17 protein-coding genes and 2 pseudogenes are annotated in these 24,506 nt (G+C 36.9%); 4 read left to right on the top strand and 15 right to left on the bottom strand.

From position 1 onward, the window contains the following. Positions 1–156 precede the first annotated feature (156 nt). Together AC2TFD_RS14665 and AC2TFD_RS14660 are read left to right on the top strand one after the other, a co-directional pair. On the top strand, positions 157–1,329 hold the full coding sequence (locus AC2TFD_RS14665) for an MFS transporter (RefSeq protein ID WP_484676159.1): 1,173 nt from the start codon (positions 157–159) through the stop codon (positions 1,327–1,329). Between the two features lie 865 nt (positions 1,330–2,194). After that, entirely contained in the window at positions 2,195–2,524 is a 330-nt protein-coding gene (locus AC2TFD_RS14660) for a four-helix bundle copper-binding protein (RefSeq protein WP_484676158.1), read from the top strand. A 97-nt stretch (positions 2,525–2,621) separates the two neighbouring features. Here AC2TFD_RS14660 and AC2TFD_RS14655 read toward each other — a convergent pair whose 3' ends face one another. The 9 genes and pseudogenes from AC2TFD_RS14655 to AC2TFD_RS14615 form a co-directional block, all read right to left on the bottom strand. Then, positions 2,622–3,386 (bottom strand): hypothetical protein, encoded by a 765-nt coding sequence (locus AC2TFD_RS14655; protein WP_484676157.1) that lies wholly within the window; start codon positions 3,384–3,386, stop codon positions 2,622–2,624. A 2-nt stretch (positions 3,387–3,388) separates the two neighbouring features. Then, positions 3,389–3,880: an RNA polymerase sigma factor gene (locus AC2TFD_RS14650; protein ID WP_484676156.1), complete on the bottom strand. Its 492-nt coding sequence runs from the start codon at positions 3,878–3,880 to the stop codon at positions 3,389–3,391. Positions 3,881–4,113: 233 nt separating this feature from the next. Further along, positions 4,114–4,651 (bottom strand): annotated as a pseudogene (locus AC2TFD_RS14645) (GNAT family N-acetyltransferase). Between the two features lie 435 nt (positions 4,652–5,086). Beyond that, on the bottom strand, positions 5,087–6,541 hold the full coding sequence (locus AC2TFD_RS14640) for a Na+/H+ antiporter NhaC family protein (RefSeq protein ID WP_484676155.1): 1,455 nt from the start codon (positions 6,539–6,541) through the stop codon (positions 5,087–5,089). A 59-nt stretch (positions 6,542–6,600) separates the two neighbouring features. Further along, a complete protein-coding gene (locus AC2TFD_RS14635) occupies positions 6,601–7,647 on the bottom strand; it encodes an aldo/keto reductase (RefSeq protein WP_484676154.1) in 1,047 nt (348 codons plus the stop codon). 2 nt (positions 7,648–7,649) lie between these two features. Then, positions 7,650–7,991, bottom strand: a complete 342-nt coding sequence (locus tag AC2TFD_RS14630) for a TIGR04076 family protein (RefSeq protein WP_484676153.1) — start codon at positions 7,989–7,991, stop codon at positions 7,650–7,652. Between the two features lie 919 nt (positions 7,992–8,910). Beyond that, positions 8,911–9,332: pseudogene (locus tag AC2TFD_RS14625) on the bottom strand (hypothetical protein). Beyond that, a complete protein-coding gene (locus tag AC2TFD_RS14620; protein ID WP_484676152.1) occupies positions 9,313–9,786 on the bottom strand; it encodes a MerR family transcriptional regulator in 474 nt (157 codons plus the stop codon). Before AC2TFD_RS14620 ends, AC2TFD_RS14625 begins: the two are co-directional and overlap by 20 nt. Positions 9,787–10,656: 870 nt before the next feature. After that, positions 10,657–11,202 carry a glutathione peroxidase gene (locus AC2TFD_RS14615; RefSeq protein WP_484676151.1) on the bottom strand — a complete coding sequence of 182 codons (546 nt, stop codon included), beginning with the start codon at positions 11,200–11,202 and terminating at the stop codon, positions 10,657–10,659. Between the two features lie 1,115 nt (positions 11,203–12,317). Between AC2TFD_RS14615 and AC2TFD_RS14610 the strand changes: the two genes are divergently transcribed. Further along, positions 12,318–13,115, top strand: a complete 798-nt coding sequence (locus tag AC2TFD_RS14610; RefSeq protein WP_484676150.1) for an HAD family hydrolase — start codon at positions 12,318–12,320, stop codon at positions 13,113–13,115. A 115-nt stretch (positions 13,116–13,230) separates the two neighbouring features. Here AC2TFD_RS14610 and AC2TFD_RS14605 read toward each other — a convergent pair whose 3' ends face one another. From AC2TFD_RS14605 to AC2TFD_RS14595, 3 genes are all read right to left on the bottom strand, one after another. After that, the gene (locus tag AC2TFD_RS14605; RefSeq protein ID WP_484676149.1) at positions 13,231–13,764 is read right to left on the bottom strand and encodes a GNAT family N-acetyltransferase; all 534 of its coding nucleotides are present in this window, start codon (positions 13,762–13,764) and stop codon (positions 13,231–13,233) included. A 134-nt stretch (positions 13,765–13,898) separates the two neighbouring features. Next, positions 13,899–14,921, bottom strand: a complete 1,023-nt coding sequence (locus AC2TFD_RS14600) for a 5-methylcytosine restriction system specificity protein McrC (RefSeq protein WP_484676148.1) — start codon at positions 14,919–14,921, stop codon at positions 13,899–13,901. Between the two features lies 1 nt (position 14,922). After that, on the bottom strand, positions 14,923–17,484 hold the full coding sequence (locus AC2TFD_RS14595) for an AAA family ATPase (RefSeq protein ID WP_484676147.1): 2,562 nt from the start codon (positions 17,482–17,484) through the stop codon (positions 14,923–14,925). Positions 17,485–17,922: 438 nt separating this feature from the next. On the opposite strand from AC2TFD_RS14595, the gene hcp reads away from it, so the two are divergent. Next, positions 17,923–19,593 (top strand): hydroxylamine reductase, encoded by a 1,671-nt coding sequence (gene hcp, locus AC2TFD_RS14590; RefSeq protein ID WP_484676321.1) that lies wholly within the window; start codon positions 17,923–17,925, stop codon positions 19,591–19,593. A gap of 349 nt (positions 19,594–19,942) precedes the next feature. On the opposite strand, the gene AC2TFD_RS14585 is transcribed toward hcp, so the two are convergent. The 3 genes from AC2TFD_RS14585 to AC2TFD_RS14575 form a co-directional block, all read right to left on the bottom strand. Further along, positions 19,943–20,227 carry a hypothetical protein gene (locus AC2TFD_RS14585; RefSeq protein ID WP_484676146.1) on the bottom strand — a complete coding sequence of 95 codons (285 nt, stop codon included), beginning with the start codon at positions 20,225–20,227 and terminating at the stop codon, positions 19,943–19,945. Then, complete coding sequence (locus AC2TFD_RS14580; RefSeq protein WP_484676145.1) at positions 20,224–20,376, bottom strand: hypothetical protein; 153 nt, start codon at positions 20,374–20,376, stop codon at positions 20,224–20,226. The genes AC2TFD_RS14585 and AC2TFD_RS14580 overlap by 4 nt, the downstream gene beginning before the upstream one ends. 333 nt (positions 20,377–20,709) lie before the next feature. Beyond that, positions 20,710–24,468 (bottom strand): AAA domain-containing protein, encoded by a 3,759-nt coding sequence (locus AC2TFD_RS14575; RefSeq protein ID WP_484676144.1) that lies wholly within the window; start codon positions 24,466–24,468, stop codon positions 20,710–20,712. Between the last annotated feature and the right edge of the window lie 38 nt (positions 24,469–24,506).

Here is a 24,506-nt window from a genome sequence, read left to right as displayed (position 1 = left end):
ATATTTTTTTAAGGTGTACCATCTTTTTTATTGAAAACAACTCTAATTATTTTTTAAAAATAAGGGAAGGATAAATTTGTCATGATTTAAAAAGCAATCTTCACGTATAAATCATCACTATTTTTAGAAATAGCCTTGGAAGGTGGTCTTATACACTTGGGTAAAATAAAAGTTAAACTATGGACAAACCAATATGTAATTATTATTACATTGTCTTTAGTAATGTTCGCTTCTTTTTATATGATTACAGCAGGTTTCCCAATTTTCGTATCAACCATAAGTAATAATCCTGCAATTGCAGGAACCATGACCACAACCTTAATGTTAGCATCATTAATTACGCGCTTCTTTGCAAGTGTCATTATCCAAAAAGTTAATATGAAAATGCTTCTCATCATTTCCCTCGTTTATTTTTTGGGCACGATCGGTCTTACTTTTGTAAATGACTCCATCGGATTTTTAATAGTTATTAGAGCATTACAAGGTATTGGATTTAGTATGCTTACGATTTTAGTTTTTACGATATCAAGTAATATTGTTCCTAAATCTCGGTTAGGTGAGGGCATTGTTTTTTTCGCAATGTCTACAAGCGTTGGGACGACAATGGGGCCGCTAATTGCAATTTCTTATCTTGCACATTATTCATTCAAGTCCATGATGATGGTAACTCTCGGGCTTATGACTTTTTCATTAGTGTGCAGTTTTTTTACAAAAAATACGGTTAAAAAAGAAAAGGAAAGTCCACAGGCGACAAATAAAGAACCTTTCTATAAGTACATGTTCGAGAAGCGTGTCCTTCTTCCATGTATTTTGGTATCGTTTAATTATATGGCAATTGCAGGAACCGTCAATTTTATAGGGGCGTTTGGTAAAGAAATCAATGTTGGTGGAAGGATTTCGCAGTTTTTTATCGCACAAGGAATTGCAATGGTATTAGTTCGTGCCTTCTCTGGTAAAATCTTCGATAGATTCGGTCATAGAATCCTTATTATTCCAGGCGCCATTTCAGGGGCTACTGGTTTGATTCTTTTAGGCTTTTCTACTAGTATGATGATGGTTTTGGTTTCAGGGGCATTATTCGGAATCGCTTATGCCATAATTCATCCAATTATCCAAGCTTGGGCATTAACTCTTGTTCCACCTGAGAAAAAAGCTACAGCCAATTCTATGCTTCTTATTTTTATCGATTTTGGTTTGGCCATTGGATCAATAGGACTTGGCTTCTTAGCAAAAAGTGTTGGGTACGGCATGACTTTTAGCTATTCTGCAGCCTTTATGATTGTTATTTTGTTATTGTATCTAATTGGGAGCAAGAAATTGGGAACATAAGGACCAGGGGTAAGGACCAGGGAAGGACCAGGGGGACGGTTCTGATGGCTTTTTTTGCGTAGATAATAATAAAAATCCAAGATTTATCCATAATGCCTTAAGGTAATTTTTGAGCTTTATAGGAAATTTTGAAGTAGAATCATTTCTTCTTCTAATTTGTAATTTTGTTTTTAGGAACATCAAACAATTCTGCTAAATCATTAACTGTTACTAATTCTTCTCCTTCTAAATATTTTAATTCATCACGGCTGAAATCTTCTAATGGTTTTAGCTTTTATTCTTTTTTTAACTTAAATAACTTTTCTAATTCAGTTTCATACACTCTAAATCGCTCCTTTTGCTTTAATAAATTTGTTAAACAATTCATCCAAGGTTAGAATACTGAATTGGTATTACTTTTTTTAACGTTGTTACTACCTTCTCTTATCTATCTTCATTCTAATGGGTTTCCAATTGTTATAGGATTTGGCCGATTCACTTTCACAACCTTATTTATAAAAAATCTAGCTATTCTATGATGGTTTGGGTAATGCAACAAAATAAATCCGGACTTGGTTTTTATGATCCTATGGCCCGGAAAAGAATATATTCATATTCGATGGTGCCTGACACTTTCTTTAATGGATTCAGAGAATTGTGCAAGTTCATTTAAAATCCTCAGACTATCTTTTAGTTCTTGGCCACACCTTGGAGGATAATCGATTAAATTTCTCACCATTTAACAGTTATTTATTTAAATTTGTAAAAAAATACGTACTGCATTAACGGTTTAAATTAGTTGAACAAGGAAATAAATGTTTAACCTGAAAAAGTTAGGTTATTTATAAAGTATTGTAACTAAAATTTTGAGGAGGTTATTTATTTTATGTCACACGAACAATATCAATCAGTTATTGAGGCACTGCATGAATGTATGGTTGCATGTAATCACTGTTACGACGCCTGCCTAAAAGAAGATCATATAAATATGATGGCTGAATGTATTCGCTTAGACAGAGAATGTGCGGATATTTGTGCATATTTAGAACAGGCGATTGGCAGAGGAACGCCATTTATTTCTGAATTAACACAAGTGTGTGCAACAATTTGCGAAGCATGTGGAAGCGAGTGTAAAAAACATCAGCATGAACATTGTCAAAAGTGTGCAGAGGCTTGTTTAAAATGTGCAGAAGCTTGTAGAAAGTTAACTGTGTAATTCTATAGGTATCTGCACTACTACCGAAGAAAGGTTCTTTCCTTATATGGAAGGCACTTCAAAGCAACCATATTATCAAGGTATGAACTCAATTTTTCTACCTTTTCGGTTGAAGTGAATTGCTTTCTATAATGTTTTCTACTTCTTCATAACCCTCTAGAAAGGCAAGGTTATATCTAGCTGGAAGCGCGAAAACAAACTCATTGTTTTCTCCCAGTATTTTGGGACCTACAGGTGCAGCACCAATATGAAACTCCCCTTCTTCAAGGGATGACCATTGTTCACGAGTAAAAATCATAATGGGAATATCTTGTCTCGGTTTTTCCTCTGTCCATTGAGGATGTCTAAGTAAAAGGATTGGTCCATTATCAATTATTTCTTGGTTCGTAGAAATTCCATTCCAAGAATCAGATACAATTTGGTAATGCTCCCAGCTAATTGGCAATGTAAAAGTAAATCCATATTGTATATTTTCATAGAGTACAGTATCTGAAGTGTTCGTTTCGTTCTGATTATTAGGGTCTGGAGTAGTAACCCCTTTATTTTCATCGATCGAAGGCAGTTCTTCACTTTGTTGACCTGCGTGTTTTGAATCGGAGCTTGGCGGACCTTCATCTTTGATCGGAATAGTAAGAATGGCGAATAGCAAGAAGGCAGTAACGGTTGCCAAACCTACTGCAATCTTTTTCATGTTTAGACCTCTCCTTTTTTTGTTTTCATAGGACCTTGCAAATTGTAATAAATTTTTAAGAATTTTTTCTTGATTATCTTTTGTATACTTTTTTTCATAACCAGGTTCTGGTAATGAACGAATTTTTTTCTCCAAATCAAGAAATTTCTCATTCCCATTCTCTTTCATCATGATCATCCTCCTATCGTTTTTTGTAGTGTCTTTAACGCACGATGATAGGTAATTCGAACCTTATTTTCATTCCAATTTAGAATAGAAGCTGTTTCAGCTACACTGAATTCTTTAATTCCTTTAAGGATGATTACATCTCGATAATTTGCTTTTAGTGATTGGATGGCTTGATAAAGCAACCTATTATTTTCATTCAGTTCAAGAATATTTTCCGGTGTATCCTTATCCGTTTTCTCTTCCCAGAACGCAATCATTTGCTTCATCCTTTGACGTTTCCTTTTTCTAATTTCGTCAATCCCCACATTGCGGGCAATCGGAAAAAGCCAGGTTTTAGGGCTTGATTTATTCTGGAAAGTATCAAACCCTTTAATTGCTCGAATAAAAACTTCTTGCACCAGATCTTCTGCATCACTTGACCCGATAAAATAAACCAAGAAATGGTATATATCTTTGTTATACATGCAAAACCACTCTGAAATATCATCGCTACTCATTTGCTGGTCAACTCCATCCTGCCTCCGATTTCTTCCTCATAAATTAGTCGATATAGTACAATCGTTGTTTCAGTTTTCAAGGAAATAGTAAAAACTTTTTCTTGAATACAACTAAAACGAGCAACTTTTTAGCAAGGTTTTATGAAAATTAATGAAAAGATGTATTTTTATAGAAAAAGATAAAATGGGAAAACCCCATTCTTATATAAGAGTGGGGCCATATTAATCCTCTTTTATTCTGAAAATGCATTTGAATACTGAACGACACCTTGAACATGTTCAAGAGCATTCTCCGTTAATTCCAGTGCCATAAATACTTCATTAGACACATCAAATGGAGCTTTGATCCCCCACAAACTGGCTTGCTTAAAGCCAAATTTGGGATAATAGTCTTTATGCCCTAAAACAATCACCGAGTGAAAACCGATCTTTTTTGCTTTTTTTAAAGCTGCATTAATTAATTAATTGACTGCCAATGCCCTTTTTCTGATGTTCTGGTACAACGGAAACAGGGGCAAGAGCTAAGGTATCAACAGCGTTATTACCATTCACAATTTTAATTTTTGATATTAGGATATGCCCCACCAAATCCTTATCTTGATTCAGTGCCACCAATGAAAGTTCAGGAATAAATGCTTCAGATTTTCTAATCCGATTTACTAAAAGATGTTCGGTCTTATCGCTATTTTCTTCATTTTGAAATGCCCGTTTTACCAAACTTTCTGTCGTTTTATAGTCATCCGGTACTTCTTGTCTGATAAAGATTTCCATAACTAGTCCCCTTCCTAAAGTAAATATTATATCTAATGGGCGTGTTTCCTCATCATTTTGGAATATAGTAAGAGAGGTTGGAAATTAATCTTCAAACCTCTCCATTTTTTTTCATGAAACCCAGTAGAGTTGGAAACACCTGTTGTCCAATTGGAACCCGATAATCTTTGCTTAAAGAGATTACAACTGCATGGATATTTCAATTGCTGATGGTATCCATTGTTACTTAATATCTTTAACAAAAAGTTATTAATCCTTTTGGGATTAAAACTACCCATAAAGGAGATTAACCTTTAGACTCCATTTTAACTCTATAACAAAAAGAGCTCATACGAATGAGCTCTTACCTGTAATTTTTAGTTTAATTCTTGAAACTTGTCTTTTTCTACGCTTCCAACTTGTATTTGGCACACATGTGGTGCTGGTATGCTCACTCTACATGACAGCCCTATGGTTGGTATGTTCTTGAGAATTACTAACCGGCTTCCCTTCTGTGCCTTCAAATTGGCGGCCCCACCCTGTTATGATGGAGAACAATAAAACCAAGAACAGCATCATACAATAAATCATCCCGCTGCTGACTTGTGTTAATGATAACGGCGCTATAAAATCATACCCTTCCGACAATAAAGCACCGAGGAATACAAAAACACTTAAGAACGGGATGACTAGCACGATGGCATTCGCAAAACCATCAAGTAGATTGGCACGGCGGTATGGATGGAGACCCACACGTTTGCCAATCTCATTCTGAACTTTTCCAAATGTGGTCATCGATGCACTGGTGACACCCCCGAAAATCAAAGTCGTAAACGAAATGCCTAGCATCATAGCAAACTCAGCACCGCGAACTGTTTTGCCCATTTTGCTGTTAAGGATGCCATTTGTTACTTTTTCAAGCACACCCGCACCGTTAAGTACACCCATGATACCGTAAACCGAAATGACCAGCGTGACCGTTGCCATCATGCTGCTGATACCGCCCGTTAGGAAACCTGCAGGTGCACCATCTTTAACGGAAATGACATGGTCAAATGTTAAGAGGTTAAATGCTAGACCTGTAATGGTTCCTAAAATGATTCCTACAGTAATAGCTTTATAGATATTGCGTGTTTTAATAGCCACTATTAACATGACGGCTACTGGAACCAGCATGACCAATGTCGTTGGATTCATGTTCTTCTCGAGGATATCCGCAGCACCCGTTCCTGCCGTGCCGCCACCACCAAAGATCCAGAAAAGAACAAACGATATCACACCTGCGACCAAGGAATACTTTAGTCGGGTGGCAACACAGCCGCCGATGTCAGCAAAGCCTTGTTTTTTTGTATATTCTTGCGTACCCGCAGAGATGATGGTGGTATCGGATATCGGTGCCAAGTTATCGCCAAAAATAGAAGCACTAACGATAGCGCCTGCAAGAACACCAGGATCACATCCTAACAATACTCCTGCTGGATAGAAAATAGGGAAGCAGGTAAACATGGTTCCGATCGATGATCCTGTAGCAGTAGAAATGACACAAACGGCTAGGAAAGTAAACGCAGTGAATAATCCTCCATCCACGCCAAGCAAATCGGCAAGCCATACGAAACCTGCAGAAATGTTCGTCTCTTTTATCAATGTCGAGAACATCCCAATAACAAACAGCAGTATGGTAATAGGTACAGCTTCCTTTACACCTTCATAGACTGAATCCCAGAAACGATCGTAGTTTCCCTTTTTCACAAAAACGGACCCTACCATCAGTGCGACGAAAGCCCCCATGGCGAGTGCATACATTTCAAACGCTTTAAATACGATAAAATACAATATACAGAAAAACAGAAAAATAACGACTGGAATAAACGCAGTACCCCAGCCACCTCTAAATTCAAGTCTTTTATTCATACTAGAACTCTCCTCTTCTATACTAAACTTTCTATTCTAAGCTAAACATCCACTTCCATTTATTCTTCATTTAAATTCATCTTCATAATATTGCGATATTTCGAATCAACAGTACGCTCTAACTCAAACGGTTCACCGTCTACTATTGGATAACTGTCTAAAAATTGTTTTATTTCTTCGATATCGGTACGATCAAGTTCGAAAGCAAATATTTGCGTATTTGATTCAACATGCCTGCTATTTCTAACTCCAATAATAGATGCTCCGACACCTTCTTGATTTAATATATATTTTGTAGCAATCTGAGAAACCTTGACAGAATGCTTTTTAGCGATTCTTTGCAGCAATACCAACAATTCTTGATAGCCATCCCAGCCCAAAGTATCTTCAATCACCTGAAAATATTTAACATGAGAGCGCGTTTCGGGTTGGATCGAAGTTTGGCCAATCCATTTTTCCGCTAACAATCCGCCAGATAATGTTCCGTAGCAGAGCAAGGAAATTCCATTGCTTTTACAATAATCGATTAATTCTTTTTCTGGGCGTCGATCAAAAACCGAGTATTGATTTTGACAAGACACAATAGGGATACCGGCATCAACGATTTCGCGCAAATGCTTCGTATCAAAGTTTGTAACAGCAATATTACGGATTTTTCCTTTTTCTTTAAGTCTCAACAGATCTCCCGCTGTCTCGACAAATCCAGGCACACTGTAATCCCACCAATGAAACTGAACAAGATCCAATACATCTCTTTTTTGACGTTTGAGGCTTCTGTCAATAATCTTTTCTGTGTACGTGTAATCGACCTCACTAAGCAAATTGATATCCGGTACATATTTAGTATGAATTTGAATATCATGCGGTGAAAGGGTGCTCCCTTCCTTTAGTTCCGTTAAAAATTCACCGAGGAGTTCTTCCGTACCCGTATAAATATCTGCACAATCAAATGTCGTAAATCCTCTCTCGGCCAGCATATGGAAGGCCTTCTTGACATCTTGCATATCCAACTTTGCTTGTAAACTATGACCTTCCGATAACTGCCAACACCCGTTGATCACTCTGCTAATACTATAATCTTTTGCTAATTGTAATCGTTCTGCCATTATTATTTATCCCCTTTATGTAGTGGTTCTATTGTGCATTCAGCATGACTAAATTCTTGCGTTTCGATACGTGTGATGTTAAATCTTGCCCCACAGTTTGGATCGGGGCAGGCAATCAAACTATCAGACAACATCCAGTCATTGTCGTGTAATGGCCGCTGCTTTGCAGGCAGTAATGGCAAAATAGCACTTAAGGCATACATGGAAAACGAATTCGTTTCCGGGAAGATCAGGTTTTCCCCTACAACTAAGAAGTAGTCACCTTCCTTATGACTGCATACCATTGGTTTATCTGTCCCTACCACCTCTACCTTTAAGTTATAAAGCGTAAATTTATCATTCATAGCACCTTTTCCTTTCCACATTTGCTATTAATATTTAAGAGTGAATTTCGCTGTAGCGTTGTTAATTCATAGGCGGAGAATTTCCGGCTAATGTATATAATGGAAGCTTTTGAAGCAGATATAAGCGGAGAATTTCCGGTTAACTGCTCTAAATACGACTGATTCAAAGGATTTCGATTAAATAACCGGAAAACCTTCCCTTATTTTTGAAGAAATATGGATTTTTTTCGATTTAGTCGGAAATTTTCCGTCTATTTCCAAACACAGTGAAATCAACAATCAGTTATGAAAATGAAAAAAAACACCTGCCCTTAAATAAAAATTCAAGGACAAGTGTTAACCTGCGGTACCACCTTGTTTGATATGTATCAACATACCCACTCATTAGAGTGCTTACACACTCTTAGCCCTTTAACGCTGGCTTTGCGTCTAAGCTACTAAATCAACGATCTTTCACTTCGCCCTCTGAGGCCCATTTACTGTTACGTCATCTGTCCGGCTTACACCATCCCGGATTCGCTGAGAGATCGTTTAACAGTTTTACTCCCTCGTCTTTGGTTTAGAGAAATGATAACATCCTAGTTTTCTAGTGTCAAGAATAATTCTAATATTAAAATAACTTAACTAAATTCTTGCATACGTTAATCCGGATAATATCAATCTAACAAATCCGACCTCCTAGGAATGTTAAATTATTGGTGGATAATTCAAATCTTGATAAACAAACAAAAAGAAAGAGTGTGTTTTTAAAAAAGATTGGATCAAAACACCCTCTTACGATATTCAATTGAATGATTCTACGATAAAAGTATGATCATAAAGTTGTCTTATTAAGAATGACCAGAGATTGCTTGTTATCTAGCTTAAAAGGGTTCTGAAGAGTTGGAAGACAATTCGGGCATCTCTAGTAATATAGCTTCTAACCACTAGACTGTTTTTTCTTCATCGTTGCGCCCAGTATGATCAAGGCGACATAGATTACGATGGCAATCGAATCTATAAACGTATTCCTAAGGGCAGAAACGTCAAACATAGCCGTTACACCAAGAATCACTATCAGTCGGACAATCAGGATTGCAACAATCATCCATGAGGCCAACCGGGTCTTCCATCGCTCACTTTGGAATGACATGAAAATAAATGCGATGCCGAAGACCAGATTTTCGCCGTTATAATGTGCCAAACATACGTGAATACCATCCGGGTATCCTTGGATATCGCCCTAATGTCCAGCGTCGGCAATACAGCAGATTGCCCGTTCCATGCATGCGTGACGGCAAACAGTATCGCAAGAACTCCTGCAATCAGATAATAGAAATTCCTAATCTTGATGATGATCACAACCCTCCTCGAAAATTTCCAGTTCATCCTTTCTGATATCCATGTAAAGCTCACGGGCGAATTCTGCCAATCGTTGATCGCTTTCGTTATTAAAGTCCCTTAACGTGTCTGCTGCTATGTTGAGCAGCTGACAGACCTTTTCCAGATGGGTAATCTTCTTGCGCATTTCTGCATTCTTAGCATCGAGGAAAGCAGCAACCTCTTCGCAGTAAGCGGAGTCGATATTTTTCATCTTGTGGAAACCTAATTTCCCCTTGATTTCATCAAGAGAAAGATCCGCATACCGCATGATCTGAATATTCATCAAGGCTATGAGGTCGTCACTCGAATACTTGCGGTACCGATTGTGTTCCCGGGACGGCGAGACGATCCCGATCCGGTCATAATACCGAAGTGTATCCTTGGACAGCCCGAGTATCTGAGAAACCTCTTGTATCGAATAAAGTTTTTCCATGAATTCAGAATAGCATGTGAGTTGACTCCAATGTCAAGTCGCTTTTGACTTTTTAATCGACATGTGTGGTCATAACATGCGGATGATGTGAAAAAGCTACGCCTTTTCGTGTAGCAAAGGAAAACTGCAAATAGAATTGAACCATTTGAATAGTGTTGATAACTGTTTGGTGGATCCGAAAGAAGAATACTGGGAACTGATCGAGGATGAGAATGCGAGATGTGTTTAAGCTTAGTCCATTTTTTCATCTTTTTTTGTCCGAGTATTAGTACTTGAAAATTTGTTAATGATGATTCGGCTAGAAAAGTAAAAATGGTAACTAATGTTAATAATTTATCAATCAAATATGAAAGTATTGTATTAGTTAGATTTAAAGGGTGAACACCAATTTTTTACTTTTGCGTTTTTGTAATTGCTGCCCCTAGTATTGTATTAACCATCTATTAAAAAAGCATATGACTTCTATACCATGTGTTTAACTTGATAACGGATATTGCTTTGGGCTATCAGACCATAAGCAGACCATGAGTACGGTTAAGATGACTTGGAAAGTGATCATGAACCGTTTATGGGTCTTGACACTAATCCATAATCGAACCATGAGAACCGCCCTGCGGCATACTAAAAAAGCTCACATTACAGTACAAGGCTGAAATCATGTGAGCCTCTCGGAAGTCGACTGGGCTGGGTTATTATTCAAATAATCGTTACAATGAACCATAATGTAAAAAAGCGAAGACTCTTTGTTATCCAAATCTAGAAACCTGCTAAAAAACCTATGTTATTAACTTATCAAAAAATTCCAAATCATCAATATAGTATACATGAATGGTAATCATTTGGATGGTTGCTGGTTCCTAAAAATAGCACCTAAATATAATGAAGAATTTCTTGATCTAAAACATCAAATGTATCCGTTGGTTCAAAACGTTTAACCACTTTACCTGTGCGATCAATTAAGAATTTCGTAAAATTCCATCGAATATTGTCTCCACTGAAATTTTCTGGGAATCTTTCTAATAGACGTTTTGTTATATCAACTTCACGTTCATTATTTGGATTTAACTCTCGAATTTCCGTCTTTTCCTTCAAATATTGGAATAATGGGTGCGTGTGCTCACCATTCACTTCGATTAAATCAACGACAGGGAAGGTTACCCCATAGTTCACTTGACACTCTTTTTCTGTTGTTAAGCCGTCCTCCGGGTTTTGTCCCCCAAATTGATTTGTGGGTGCTGCAATGACAGTGAACCCTTGTTCTTCATATTTATCATATAGCTTTTGCAAATCTAAATACTGTTCCGTTAAACCGCATCGACTTGCCGTATTGGCGATTAATACAACTTGTCCTTTTAAATCTTCCAACGACAATACCTCACCGTTTGCCTTTTTCAACTCATATTGATAAACACTCATCTTTATTACCCTCCTAATATAATCAATGGTTTGGTCGACAAGATCTCTATTACAAAATGTCATTAGCTTTTTCCATCATTCGCTGATTCTCATGTTTTGTACCTAGTTAGTTTAAGAAATCTTTACCTTTATATCAGTTTAAATTTTACTAGCATCTGTTTAAATGTCAATATTTTTTAAAAATTCCGATTAACAGAACGATCGAATGATGTGCTGTAGATAAATTGGGCTTTTTTCGTTACTCCATGCCCCAGGTGGCTAAAGAACTTAATATAAAAGAATCAATACTTCTATTTGAGCCAGATGACAAATATGAGGCCCCGTCTTTTTTTCCAAAATTAATGTCATCAAGTCCGAAATGCTTGAACTTGTTCTCCATAAATTACAACTCTTTCACAGAGCCAAATATACTTTATTATATATAGATGTACTTATTCCCTATGAGAAATTGATGTGCTTGGGATTGAAGACAAACTGGCAATATTGCCAATATAAAGGACCAGGGGGACGGTTCTGATGGCCTTTTTTACGTAGAAAATAATTAAAATCCAAGATTTATCAATATTGCCTTAAAGAAATTTTTAATCGTTATAGGGAGTTTTCTTGAATACTGAATTGGTGTTACTCTTTTTACTGTTGTTACTACCTTCTCCTATCTAACTTCATTCTAATGGCTTTCCAATTGTTATAGATTTGGCCGATTCACTTTTACAACCTTATTTATAAAAAATCCAGCTATTCTATGATGGTATGGGTAAGGCAACAAAATAAATCCGGACTTGGTTTTTATGATCCTATGGCCCGGAAAAGAATATATTCATAGGATTAGTATGTTTGGAGGAACCAATGTAGAGGATGTTGCGTATGGATGGAAGGATATTTCGGTATTATGTATTGAGTATGAGTAAATAATATTTACTCATGCGGCTTTAGTAATGTTCTATTCTAATATCATACTTGTTAGATTAAAGTGACCCTTCCATTCCACGAAATTTTACTTCCAAATGCGGACCTCCTCATTCTATAAAACTTTATTGATTCTAAACGCAAAGTTTACAATGCTTTAATAATCAGTTGATATGATGGAGTTATCACCGAATGAGGGGGCAGCGAAAATGAATGTACGTGCAATATTTATTGATATGGATGGTACACTACTGAAAGCCTCAAACGAAATTTCCCGCAGAAATAAGGAAGCTATTCATAAGCTCATGAACCAGGGAGTCCAAGTGTTTCTTGCTACAGGAAGACACTATGAAGTAACGGCTCCCTATCATAAAGAAATTGGTTTACGAACTCCGATGATTTGTCTGAATGGTGCTTCTATCCACGATGGAGAATCAGGAAGAGCTTTGCATATGAAAACAGTCCGGTTGAACGAAGAACGGTTCCATGAGATGACAGCTGACCATCCTTGTAACGTTATGCTCCATACAGCAACTGGGCTTTATTGTAAGAAAACCGATGAGGAAATTGATTATTGGACAAAAATTGGTCAAAGACCGCCACGGTATATTGGCGATTTAAGACAGGCGAAATATCAGGATGTTTTAAAATATAGTGTTCGAACAGGAACTTCAAGCCCTGAATTATCTGCCTATTTTAAAAACGAAGCTGAAGTCATTGATTGGAATGACGGATTTGAGCTGCTTGCCCCAAATGTTTCGAAATGGTCTGCAATAAAGAGTTTGCTTCGCAAATTACGAATTAGTCCACTTGAAGTCGTAACGATTGGAGACGGCCCCAATGATATTGAAATGCTTCGCCAAGCCGGTACTGGAGTTGCTATGGGGAACGCTAGCGAAGAGATTAAAACCGTTGCTGATTTTGTTACCGGACACCATGAAAATGATGGATTAGCTGAGTTTATTGAGCGTTTTATTTATAAATCGTATAAATCAAATGTGATTTAATGTTTTTTTTAATATAAAATGACAGGTATGAACTATTTGGTTAGATTCATACCTGTTTTTTATTCGGAAGTGAAATCTGATTTTCCCTTATCAAACTCTTGTATAAAATTCCCTTTTATTCTGAAAATGCATTTGAATACTGAACGACACCTTGAACATGTTCAAGGGCATTCTCCGTTAATTCCAGTGCCATAAATACTTCATTAGGCACCTCAAATGGAGCTTTGATCCCCCACAAACTTGCTTGCTTAAAGCCAAACTTCGGATAATAGTCTTTATGTCCCAAAACAATTACTGAATGAAAACCAATCTCTTTTACTTTTTTTAAAGCAACATTAATTAATTCACTTCCAATGCCCTTTCTCTGATGCTCGGGTACAACGGAAACAGGGGCCAGCGCTAAAGAATCAAACGCGTTATCACCATCAATAATTTTTATTTTAGATAATAGAATATGTCCCATTATGTCTTTAGCTTGATTTAGTGCGACCAATGAAAGTTCAGGAATAAAGCTTTTAGATATTCTAAATCGATTTACTAAAAGATGTTCTTTCTTATCACTATATTCTTCATTTAAAAATGACTGTTTTACAACCTCTTCTGTCATTTGATAATCATTCGTTACTTCTTTTCTAATAAAGATGTCCATAAGAAGTCTCCTCATAAATTAAATTGGACACACATTGGATAATTGCTTGACTAACCTCGAAAAATTATTCTTTCAGTCCTAGAGAAATCGGCTGCCTCGAACAAGAGACAGCCGTTTTACCTTCATTTATTAACCTAGACAACAGAAATCAATTTCCGATAAATTTCTTTCCACGAATCATTTAAATTCAATGTCATTACCTGAAGTGTCAGCCGTTCATCCCAACGAAAGGTCTCATCGACTTCGACCCCATTATAAGGATAGATCAATATCCCTCTAAGTGCTATTTCTTTCGGCTGGTGCATCAGGTATGTAAACAACTGATACAAATTATGGCTATGAAAAGTGGACTTTCCATAGTGTTCTTGAAAAATATTTTTGTAAAACTTCGCATCAACAATTATTTTTCTCTGTACGCTTTTGTGAGTTAATGATACGTCCGTTTTCATAGATGGCAGGAAGATTTGGTTCCCTTCCAGCTGCCACTGCATAATTTCCGATGATACCCGATAATCCCCCTGCTCGATCCGATAAAAGTGAAACAGAAATTTTTCAAAGATTTGGTTGAGTGAAGTTTCATCAAGTTCAGCTGAAAATAAGCTCCAATTGCCGTGCTTATGTGATAATAATGTAAATTCATGCAGCAAACGAGCAATATGAATCATCCGTTTATAATGGACATTATGCCTAACGAAGTATATTTTTAAAAAAATTTCCTTTGAAAGAGTTGCCATGTCAACCTCCGGTAAGTAATCAAGATAACTGAAGCTGCGTTTTCTCGTTTCCTCTTTTACAAATCGGTTGACACTAATCGCTCTCAGGGTACTTTTCATGACTTGATTCAATAATATATTGGTGGAATAGTCGTCTTTTTCGCAGACAACTAGCGGCTGTCTGCCAACGATGTAAGGCATGGAATCATTCATCAACACCCGGCCGCCTAAATGACTGGTAGATTCCTTCAGCACTACATAATCCCTCACAAAACCGCGGCGATTTAAAGACACAACTTCCTGAAGAAATTGCTTTGCGATAAAATCATACGTAATCAAGTCCTCATCGACATCATTAAGACTCTTGACCAGCTCCGGCATTTCATTCATATAGCTAAGTAAACAAAACAAGTTACGAATCGGAACTTTAAATAAAGCTTCCATATTAGATTCCCTCTACAAGCGATTCTACCATTTCAGGACGGTCAAAGAAGTATTCCTCTAGCAATGGTTTGATTTCAAAAGTGACAATCCCTTCGTACCAAGCATTTTCATCCATATTCTCAGGCTTCATGGTGAAGAAGGAATGGCCAATTTCATAACCCCTTCCTAATTGAAAGTCGCTGCCAATTTCTTTATTCATCTTTTCAACCGCAAACAAAATTCGATTAATCATTTGTTCAGAAACACCTGAGGCTTGAAGGGTCGTTTGCCATTTCTCATTAAAGGCAGGTTCCAGAGTCACAAAAGCAAATCGCCGGCGGAGTGCTACTTCCAGCTGGGCCAATGAACGGTCAGCAGTATTCATCGTACCGATTAAATACACGTTACTTGGCACCGTAAATTGTTCTTTTGAATAACCCATCGTAACAAATTCATCCCGTTTATCCCGCTCAATCAGCATAAATAGCTCACCAAAAATTTTAGACAAGTTCCCGCGATTAATCTCATCAATAATAAAATAATAATCCTTTTCGGGATTTTGTAAGGCCCGCTCACAAAAATCATAGAAAATACCAAATTGCAGTGAAAAACCATGCTTATCCGGTCGGTAGCCCATCACAAAATCTTCATAAGCATAATTTTGATGGAATTGAACCATTTCCACTCTGCTTTTATCTTTAACACCCATCAGAGCATAAGACAATCGTTTGGATACAAACGTTTTCCCCACTCCTGGAGGCCCTTGTAAAATGAGATTTTTCTTGTACTTTAGTAGGTTTGCAATCGTATCATATTGTTTTCCGCTAAAAAATACTTCATTTAAAAAATCATCTTTCGTATAACTTTCCAATTGTTCCATGTTCCCTGCATACGTCGCAGCAATCGCGTCTTTTAGATTGGGTTTTAGACGCCAAATAAAATGTGCCGTCTCCTCATAATCCCCGTCAAATAATATGCACCAATACGTTGGGTTCCCATCCGTTCCAATTGGAGGAACCAGGTTAAGTCTTTCAAGGATTCGCTTAGCTAGATGAACAACGGGACCATTAAATGAGGAATAATGCTTGCCAAGTTCTGCGGCTAATTGAGTGGCGGATGCCTTACCACCTAGTTCATACATTTTATACAGATAGACGAAATCACTTTCTGTGAAAATTTCATGATCTTGCAGAAGCTCCATCCATGTCTCCGTACTAATATCTATATCCTGATGATAGGATCCCTTATCTTCATAGACTGTATTAGATGATTGAACTTTGTACTCATTCAGCACGTCTGTCATTTTTTGCTCAAAATAATCATAGGAAAATGACTCGAGATTGGAGGTGACCGTAATGTCCGATTGACCACTATTTGGATGTTGATCCCCATAATACAATCCATATTCAATTCGATTTTCGTTAATGGAAACATAGAATTGTGGCGCCGTTTGATGGCTCGTATACTCTTTTTCATAAACAGCAAGCCAGCATTCGGAATTGCCAAGATTTCGATTCCAATTAAAGCCGTTCAACACCTTATTCTCGACAAAATCCATTTCCTTAAACTCATCCATTTGTCGAATAGCAGCATGAATTTTCCGTTGCTCCTCCTGGACTTTTTGTTTCTTATCAGCATAATACAATTGGAAAAGAATCGTGAAATTATTCCATGCATGTAGAATATTCGTTTCATATCGTACCTTTACTTGATCTTTCATTTCTTCCAAATCAAAGACACTCACCGAACCGGTTTCAATCATTTTATCAACAACCATAAATTTTATCAGATTGATTTTCTCACTGTTCCGATACTGCTCCCGCAATGCATATAGCTGTTCGCGGTCAAGTTCTGCAATAGCTTTCAACATTAGTTCTGGTTCTTGCATATATTGGCTCAATTCAACAGCCATTCCACTTAAGTATTCAACGGCACTTTCAACCATAATTTGCTGGTATTGTGTGCTGCAGAAAAAGAAATCCTGGATATCAAGCATCGTTAAATCAGGATATGTTGGACTTAGATGGTTAAGGGCAATATCACACATATACAAATACGTTTCATAATTGGTGCCAACTGTACCTAGTTTCAACTCAATTCCAAATGATTTTTTTAAGTCCGTAAAAACCTCTTGCTTATAGAGTGGATATTTTTTGTAATCAAGTGCTGCTAATAAATAACCAAACAACGGTGCTCCCAAAGAAATTGATGAAAGGAAATCCTTCCCTCGTTGTCTAAACCCTTCAATCCTCTCCTCAACGGGGATAGCCGAATAAAATAACTGATTCAATAACTCCGCAACTTCCATAGGCCGTGACTCAGCATACTTCACCAAGTCTGCAGTATTACTCCAATGAACAAAACTGCCAGAAGAAGGATTCTCCTTTTGTATTTTCTTTACGATATCCACGACAGTATGATCATTGATTTCCTGCCCTCGCAAAGATTCATTTAATCGGGATAGAATATCTAGTTTATAAGCTTCCGCATATGTTTCGGTTTCTTTAAAGGCTAAATATCTTCTAAATGAAATGTCTATGTATGAATCCTTTAGCATGTGCTTTTGTAATATTTCGTAACTCATTCTCTCACCTCTAAATCAATTGTATAAATTTTCAATACCTTTAGCAAAAAATTATCGGGCATGAGTTCGATTCAAGACAGGATTTGTTACAATATTTGCATTTCCCTTAGTCGAAGTGGAAAGATCTATAAATTTGCCTGTTAAACATACCGATAAAAATGTTGTCACTGAAATGATCGATGACAGCTTTTCATTTAACCGTTATCCACTTATCCTTTCACGTCACGGATTGTTCAAATCTTTTTGAAGTGTTTGTGAACTGTTTAAGATGAGCTCCAAATTCAAAATATACGAATTTATAATAGCTATGTAAACAATTTGATTATATTGTTAATTTCTTTTGATATTTATTTAAAAATTCACACTAACTAAAAGAAACTGTTTGTTGTAGGAAAATTAGAAATCGTAAATCATTTACTGGAGGGAATATAAATGAGTATGTTTTGTTTTCAATGTCAAGAAACCGCAAAAGGAACAGGTTGTACTGTTGTTGGAGTATGTGGTAAAAAAGATGATTTAGCAAATATGCAAGATTTATTGATTTACACGATTAAGGGAGTAGCAATTGTGAATACAATAGCTCGTGAGATCGGAGTTAATCAAAAGAAAACAGATCAGTTTATCGTAAATGGTCTTTTTATGACGATTACAAATGCCAATTGGGATAAAACTGAATTTTTGAATACTGTAAGAGAAGGATTAAAGCTCCGCGAAGAAATTAAAGCGGCAATCCAAATTACGGGGTACACTTTAGACAACAAAAGCGATTTTGTCACTTGGTATGGTGAAACAAATTATCAGCTTGAAATGAAATCTGCTTCTCAAGAAGTTAGTATTTTAGCTACAAAAGATGAAGATATTCGTTCATTAAGAGAGTTAGTGACGTACGGCTTAAAAGGTATGGCTGCCTATTTAAAACATGCATCAAAACTTAGTTATGAAAATGATGAGCTAAATGCGTTTATGCAAAAAGTACTAGCAAAGATCACAGATGGTGCAGTTGGTATGGAACAATTAATTGAACTTTCAATGGAATGTGGAAAGTACGGCGTTCATGCCATGGAACTATTAGATACTGCAAATACATCAACATATGGTCATCCTGAAATGACGAAAGTAAACATCGGTGTTCGTAAAAATCCGGGCATTTTAATTAGTGGTCATGACCTGAAGGATATGGAAGAGTTATTAAAACAAACAGAAGGCACGGGAGTAGATGTGTATACACATAGTGAAATGCTTTCAGCCAATTATTATCCAGCATTCAAAAAATATGACCACTTTGTCGGTAACTACGGAAATGCATGGTGGGAACAAACACGTGAATTTGAGAGCTTTAACGGTCCGATTTTAATGACAACAAACTGTATCGTGCCGCCAAAGGAATCTTATAAAGGTAGAATGTATACAACTGGGGCAACTGCTGCCCCGGGTGTAACCTATATTCCTAAAAATGAAGATGGTACAAAAGATTTCTCCGTTATGATTGAGCATGCAAAGAAATGCCAGCCACCAGTAGAAATCGAAAAAGGGGAAATTATTGGAGGCTTTGCGCATAATCAAGTGGCTCAGGTAGCTGATCAAGTTGTAGAAGCTGTGAAAAACGGTGATATTAAACGATTCTTTGTGATGGCTGGATGTGATGGCCGCCATAAAAGCAGAACGTATTATAAAGAGTTTGCCGAAGAGCTTCCAAAAGATACGATCATTTTAACAGCCGGTTGTGCAAAATATCGATACAATAAGCTGGAATTAGGTGATATCAATGGAATTCCAAGAGTACTTGATGCCGGTCAATGTAACGATTCCTACTCTCTAGTAATGACGGCATTGAAGCTAAAAGAGGCATTTGGATTAGAAAGTGTCAATGAATTACCGATATCTTACAATATCGCATGGTATGAGCAAAAAGCAGTGATCGTTTTCTTATCTTTACTTTACTTAGGTGTGAAAAATATTCACGTTGGACCAACATTACCAGCATTCTTATCACCAAACATAACAAACTTCCTAATTGAAAATTTTGGTGTAGGCGGCATTTCAAACAAAAAAGACGACATAGACATGTTCATGAACAGCTCTATGGAAATTCAAGAAAGTGTATCATGACCAGAGGGACGGTTCTGACGGCTTTTTAGGTCGGAAATTCTTCGATAAAAACGCTCGATGATGTGGATTAAACTATTAAATGACTTATTAGAAAATAATGTGTCAGGTGTGCGGCTTTAACTATTTTAATGCTAGGTTTTCTATTACTAGAAACCAAGTATTTACTGTATCTCTTCCCTGACAATAAGATTACTTAATGCAGCAAGGGGTAATGGATGTGTGCTTGTGTTCAATATTAATCCTTGCAGCATGCTAATATCTATTGCATAGACCTGGCCATTCCTGAAACTTAATTCCTTTTGAAAAATGCTACAGCCAATGTGACTGCAGCATTTTTTCATTCAAAACCTTAACCCGTTGTTTTAACAATATCCACTACTTTACTTTGAGGAATCGTTGGATCATGTTGGACAACAAATGCTTTAGTAAATCGATCTAAATACGTGCTTTCATGTGACTTTGGAGTAAGAATTAGAAGCTTTCTTTTTAGTTCACTTTCATATAAATCAAACACTTTTACCTTCCGATGTTCATCTAGGGCACTATCGAATTCATCCAACACAATAAATCCAGGCGTGGTTTGGAGATTTTGTAGCAACGCGATGTTAGTATCAACAAGATAAATTTCACTCACTCTTCTTCTTCCTCCTGATCATACTTACGATTTGCTATATTTATTGCGTCTTCTACACCCTTGTAGCTAAAACATTTAACACTTCCAGCTAATTTTTTAGAAAGAGCAAGCTTTTCCTCGACAGTTAAACGTTTCTTAACTGGCTTCACCTTTTCAACCTCCTTCTGGCGGTCGAACTGTCCTTGTGTCAAAGTATGAACAGATGTCTCTCATACCTGTACCGCGAGAACATGGGTTTTAAACAACTCATCTAAATTTATTCTTTCTCGTTCAACTTCTAGCTTACCAGAATTAATTTGCTCAAGAGTTCTCGAAATATTAGAGTAGAATATTCCGTTAGGATAGATTTCATCCCCTTCAACTGTTTTAATATGGCCCTCCAAAAATATAAAAAGATAGACGCATGAAAAAACCCATGCGTCCATCACATTTCTCTGCAGAAGGTCATAATTTTTTTCGGATGATAAAGTTATTTAAAATGATCAAAGGACTTTCTCTCGAACAACATCACTCTTCAAAAGTTCCTTTACTTTCTGATCAATTCTCTCAATCTCAGCAGAAGAGTTCCTCCACCAATTTCGGCTCCAAATCCGTTCAATTGTCCAGCCCCTGCTTTCTAGGAATCGCTGACGATAAACATCTCTTTCCTTGGCGTTCGTTGTGCTATGGTACATGGCTCCATCACACTCTATTCCCAATATATAACGGGAAGAATCGTGCGGATGAATAATAGCCATATCGATACGGTATCCTGACATCCCTACTTGTGTCGTTACATCATATCCAAGGTTTCTAAGCTGATGATACACTTGCTCTTCAAATGGAGAGTCAAAATGCAGTTCTTTTACCTGAACATGAGTATTTACATTTTCATTTACTTCTTGAACTACAGCGTTAATCTGATCAACTTGAGAGTTTGAAACAGCTCTTACATACTTTAGATAGGCATTTAGTAATTTAGGGCCCATTTGAGAGGTGTTAGCAACATTCAATTCCTCTGGTTCAATACTTGAAACAACTGTAATGCCTTCTTTTGCCCGTGTGACAGCAACGTTTAAACGATTTTCTCCACCTTTTTGATTCAGCATCCCAAAACGATTATAAACTTTGCCTTCCTCATTTTTCGCATAGGCAATGGAAAAGAGAATAATGTCTCTTTCATCACCTTGGACATTTTCAATATTTTTAACAAATACCCGTTCATCCAAATCTCTTGTTAACATTTGATTATAAACAGCGCTGAAAACCTCATCCTCACTTACTTGCTTATCAATTTGATCTTGTATTTTCGATTGCTGCTTTGAGTTAAACGTAATGATTCCTACCGTTTTACCAGGTTGATTAATCAAGATATCTTTAAGAATGGAAACGACTTCAATTGCTTCCACTTCATTTGACTGGTTAATCCATCGCCCATTGACTTTTTTCCACTTGATGGCAGGTGGATTTTTAAATGGAACAACATTCGGTGCAATTTGGACATGACCATTATAGAAGGCATGATTAGAATAGTTGATCAACTCTTCATATTTAGAACGATAATGCCACTGAAGCAGTTTCTCGGTGAATCTACGCTTTGCTAAATTTAGCAGGCTAGTGGACTCATCTGTATCGTATTCTTCCTCATCATCATCTTCATTCACAAACGACGATTGAAACAGGTTATACGGCGGCAACTGCTTTTCATCACCAGCAATAATCACTTGTTTTGCCCGGTAGACTGCTGGAATACCACTTTCCACCGTACACTGGGACGCTTCATCAAAAATAACCAAATCAAATAAACCTTCCTGCAATGGAAAAATAGAAGAAACGATTTCCGGTGAAGCAAGCCATACTGGCAATATTTCGACAAGGCCATTGCCTGCAAATTGGTTTACTAATCTTCGAAGCGGCCAAACTTGTTTCTTTTTGCCGACTTGATGCTTTAGCTCTCTTATATTCCTCGAATGTTGGTTTTGAACAGCCTCTACCTTTTTTGTCAGGTTATGAATAAGGAACTGAGTACCGACCTTTCTTTTTTCTTCGATAAGCGCTGCAAAAGATTCTCTTATTCTTGAAAATTCATTGGTTGAAATTTTTTGTACTTGTGGGTTTCTCTTTTCCGCTTGATCAATCCAATGGATATAGGCCGAATTCTTCAATAAATCAACCCAATAATCTGATAGTGTTAATTCATTATTGGCTGTTTTCTGTTGCAAGAGCAAAATTACCTTTTTTTCTAAATCTGAACAGTTATTCCAAAATATATCCATTTGCTGCAGTTCTTCGAAATCGCGATGGATGTATTCAACCATTTTATCCAGTTCATTTAATGGAATGTCCCCTTCTGAAATTCTCGTTTTTAGGCTGTTAACTTTTGATTGATTTAGAAATTTTTCCAGCTTCTCTATTTCATCAGCCATTGATTTGGTCACTTTACCTAACTGCTGCATAATAACCAATGACTTTTTTATCTTAATCCACTCAGGCGAAGTTGTTCCTTTAAATTTTTCACCCTCAAGTAATTCTTCAATGATGTTCTTTCCGGAAACGGAGGTCCACCACCAAAGTCTTAAACCTTGTAACGTTCTTTTCGCCCCATCCTCGATATCCGGATAAATTTTGTCTAATTTCCCTTCTATCAGCCACGTGTATCCTGGCGTTATTTTTTCATGGTCGAGTGAATCTAGGTATTCAATGGCTGTTTTTGCTTTATCAATCACATCATTCAAAAGCTCAATCGCTTCAAGTTTTTCCTTCATATTAAAATTAGCAAATGTTTTTCGCTCTTTTAATGGAAAGTCTTCATCACCAAATCGTTCAAACCACTCCGCATAGGTATACACTTTTTCTGCTATATCTACTAATCGATCTTTATTTAATTCTGGAAGAACTGTATGTAAATCAAGGATTTGTGTTGTTTCTCCAACTGGCTTAGCTAAGCCGTATAAATCATATAATCTTAATCCAAAGTCCTGGTAACGATACAGTGCATCAGCGATACTGTTTAGTAACTCTTCTTGTGTGGACAATTTTTTAGAGGTAGATGATAATTGATTGATCGCATTTTCAAATGAAACTTGATTTTGTTCGAGAACTGCTCCCACTTTCGCATATAGCTTTTTTCGGTCATTCTTTTCATCATGTACTAAAGCAATATGGTTACTAAACCCCAATCCATCAAGACGCTGGTAGACAACGTCCAATGCAGCACGTTTTTGACAAACTACAAGTATTTTCTTGTTTTGTTGAAGCGCGTCAGTAATAAGGTTTACAATTACTTGAGATTTCCCTGTTCCAGGAGGTCCATGAACAACAAGTCCTTTTTTATAACGTGCTTCTTTGATGATTTCTTCTTGTGAACCATCCGTTTGCAAGAGGTTTAATAATTCGGTATTATCTATATTTGTTTCGCTGCCTGGCTGCAGTTGCTCTCCATCAGCCTCAAATTCAACATCTCGAGGCTCGATCAGTTCACCAGCTAACGATAAATCACTATCTTCGGAGAGAGTTATGAGTTCCTCATAATCTTTCACGAGTGACGATCCGCCTTGTGGGAAATTGCCAATCACCGCATTCTCCAACAGGGTTAAACCAGCAACCGTTGGTACTTCTTCTCTTTTATATTCTTTCAGTTTGGTTAACCCTTTTGGAGTGAACGAAACATTCATTTCATACTTCTTTAAAAAAGAAAGCCATTCTTCGTAGCTATACTTGGTTGATATTTCGGCAGCTTGTTCAAAGAATTCCTCATTAAACGATAGGTTGTTTAGCTTCTTAAATGCCAAAAATAACGTCCGATTGATTTGGGGACCGCTATCATCCAATTTGAGAACCCATTTTTGTGCGTTAACATTATTTTTTTCTAGCCTTATCGGGTACAAAAATAAAGGAGCCTGGAAAAACGTCCCATCTGACAATATTCCCGATAAAAATGGAAATCCCAAGTAAAAATCGTGAATCCCCGTTTCCTCTTCAATTCCCTTAATATTTCTATATAAATCAGTAAGTTTTCTTGAAAGATTCATTGAAGTCTCATTGCTAGCTGTAGGCTTCAATAAAATGACTTCATTCTTAGACTGATTAATAATTTGCTCTACTACAGAAGAACTTGCCTTTTCCTTTGACAGTTTGTTTAAGGTATCCAATTCCGTTAAATCAAAACTCCACTTGTTATAAAGCTTCAATAACCGTATTGAGCGATTACGTCGACTGATATCATTAAGTTTATCTCTCATATGTATTAATTTATCTTTCAATACCAGCCCTCTTTCCCATAAACCCTGTTCAAATACAC

The organism is Neobacillus sp. plas4, from assembly GCF_057221695.1.
Note: the sequence above shows the minus strand (reverse complement) of the source record. Positions and strands in the feature narration are given on the sequence as shown.

Bases quoted from the DNA above. Each gene is read 5' to 3' on its own strand.
- AC2TFD_RS14660 (WP_484676158.1), top strand. From the start codon at position 2,195: ATGTCACACGAACAATATCAATCAGTTATTGAGGCACTGCATGAATGT.
- AC2TFD_RS14655 (WP_484676157.1), bottom strand. From the start codon at position 3,386: ATGATGAAAGAGAATGGGAATGAGAAATTTCTTGATTTGGAGAAAAAA.
- AC2TFD_RS14650 (WP_484676156.1), bottom strand. From the start codon at position 3,880: ATGAGTAGCGATGATATTTCAGAGTGGTTTTGCATGTATAACAAAGAT.
- AC2TFD_RS14640 (WP_484676155.1), bottom strand. From the start codon at position 6,541: ATGAATAAAAGACTTGAATTTAGAGGTGGCTGGGGTACTGCGTTTATT.
- AC2TFD_RS14635 (WP_484676154.1), bottom strand. From the start codon at position 7,647: ATGGCAGAACGATTACAATTAGCAAAAGATTATAGTATTAGCAGAGTG.
- AC2TFD_RS14630 (WP_484676153.1), bottom strand. From the start codon at position 7,991: ATGAATGATAAATTTACGCTTTATAACTTAAAGGTAGAGGTGGTAGGG.
- AC2TFD_RS14620 (WP_484676152.1), bottom strand. From the start codon at position 9,786: ATGGAAAAACTTTATTCGATACAAGAGGTTTCTCAGATACTCGGGCTG.
- AC2TFD_RS14615 (WP_484676151.1), bottom strand. From the start codon at position 11,202: ATGAGTGTTTATCAATATGAGTTGAAAAAGGCAAACGGTGAGGTATTG.
- AC2TFD_RS14610 (WP_484676150.1), top strand. From the start codon at position 12,318: ATGAATGTACGTGCAATATTTATTGATATGGATGGTACACTACTGAAA.
- AC2TFD_RS14605 (WP_484676149.1), bottom strand. From the start codon at position 13,764: ATGGACATCTTTATTAGAAAAGAAGTAACGAATGATTATCAAATGACA.
- AC2TFD_RS14600 (WP_484676148.1), bottom strand. From the start codon at position 14,921: ATGGAAGCTTTATTTAAAGTTCCGATTCGTAACTTGTTTTGTTTACTT.
- AC2TFD_RS14595 (WP_484676147.1), bottom strand. From the start codon at position 17,484: ATGAGTTACGAAATATTACAAAAGCACATGCTAAAGGATTCATACATA.
- hcp (WP_484676321.1), top strand. From the start codon at position 17,923: ATGTTTTGTTTTCAATGTCAAGAAACCGCAAAAGGAACAGGTTGTACT.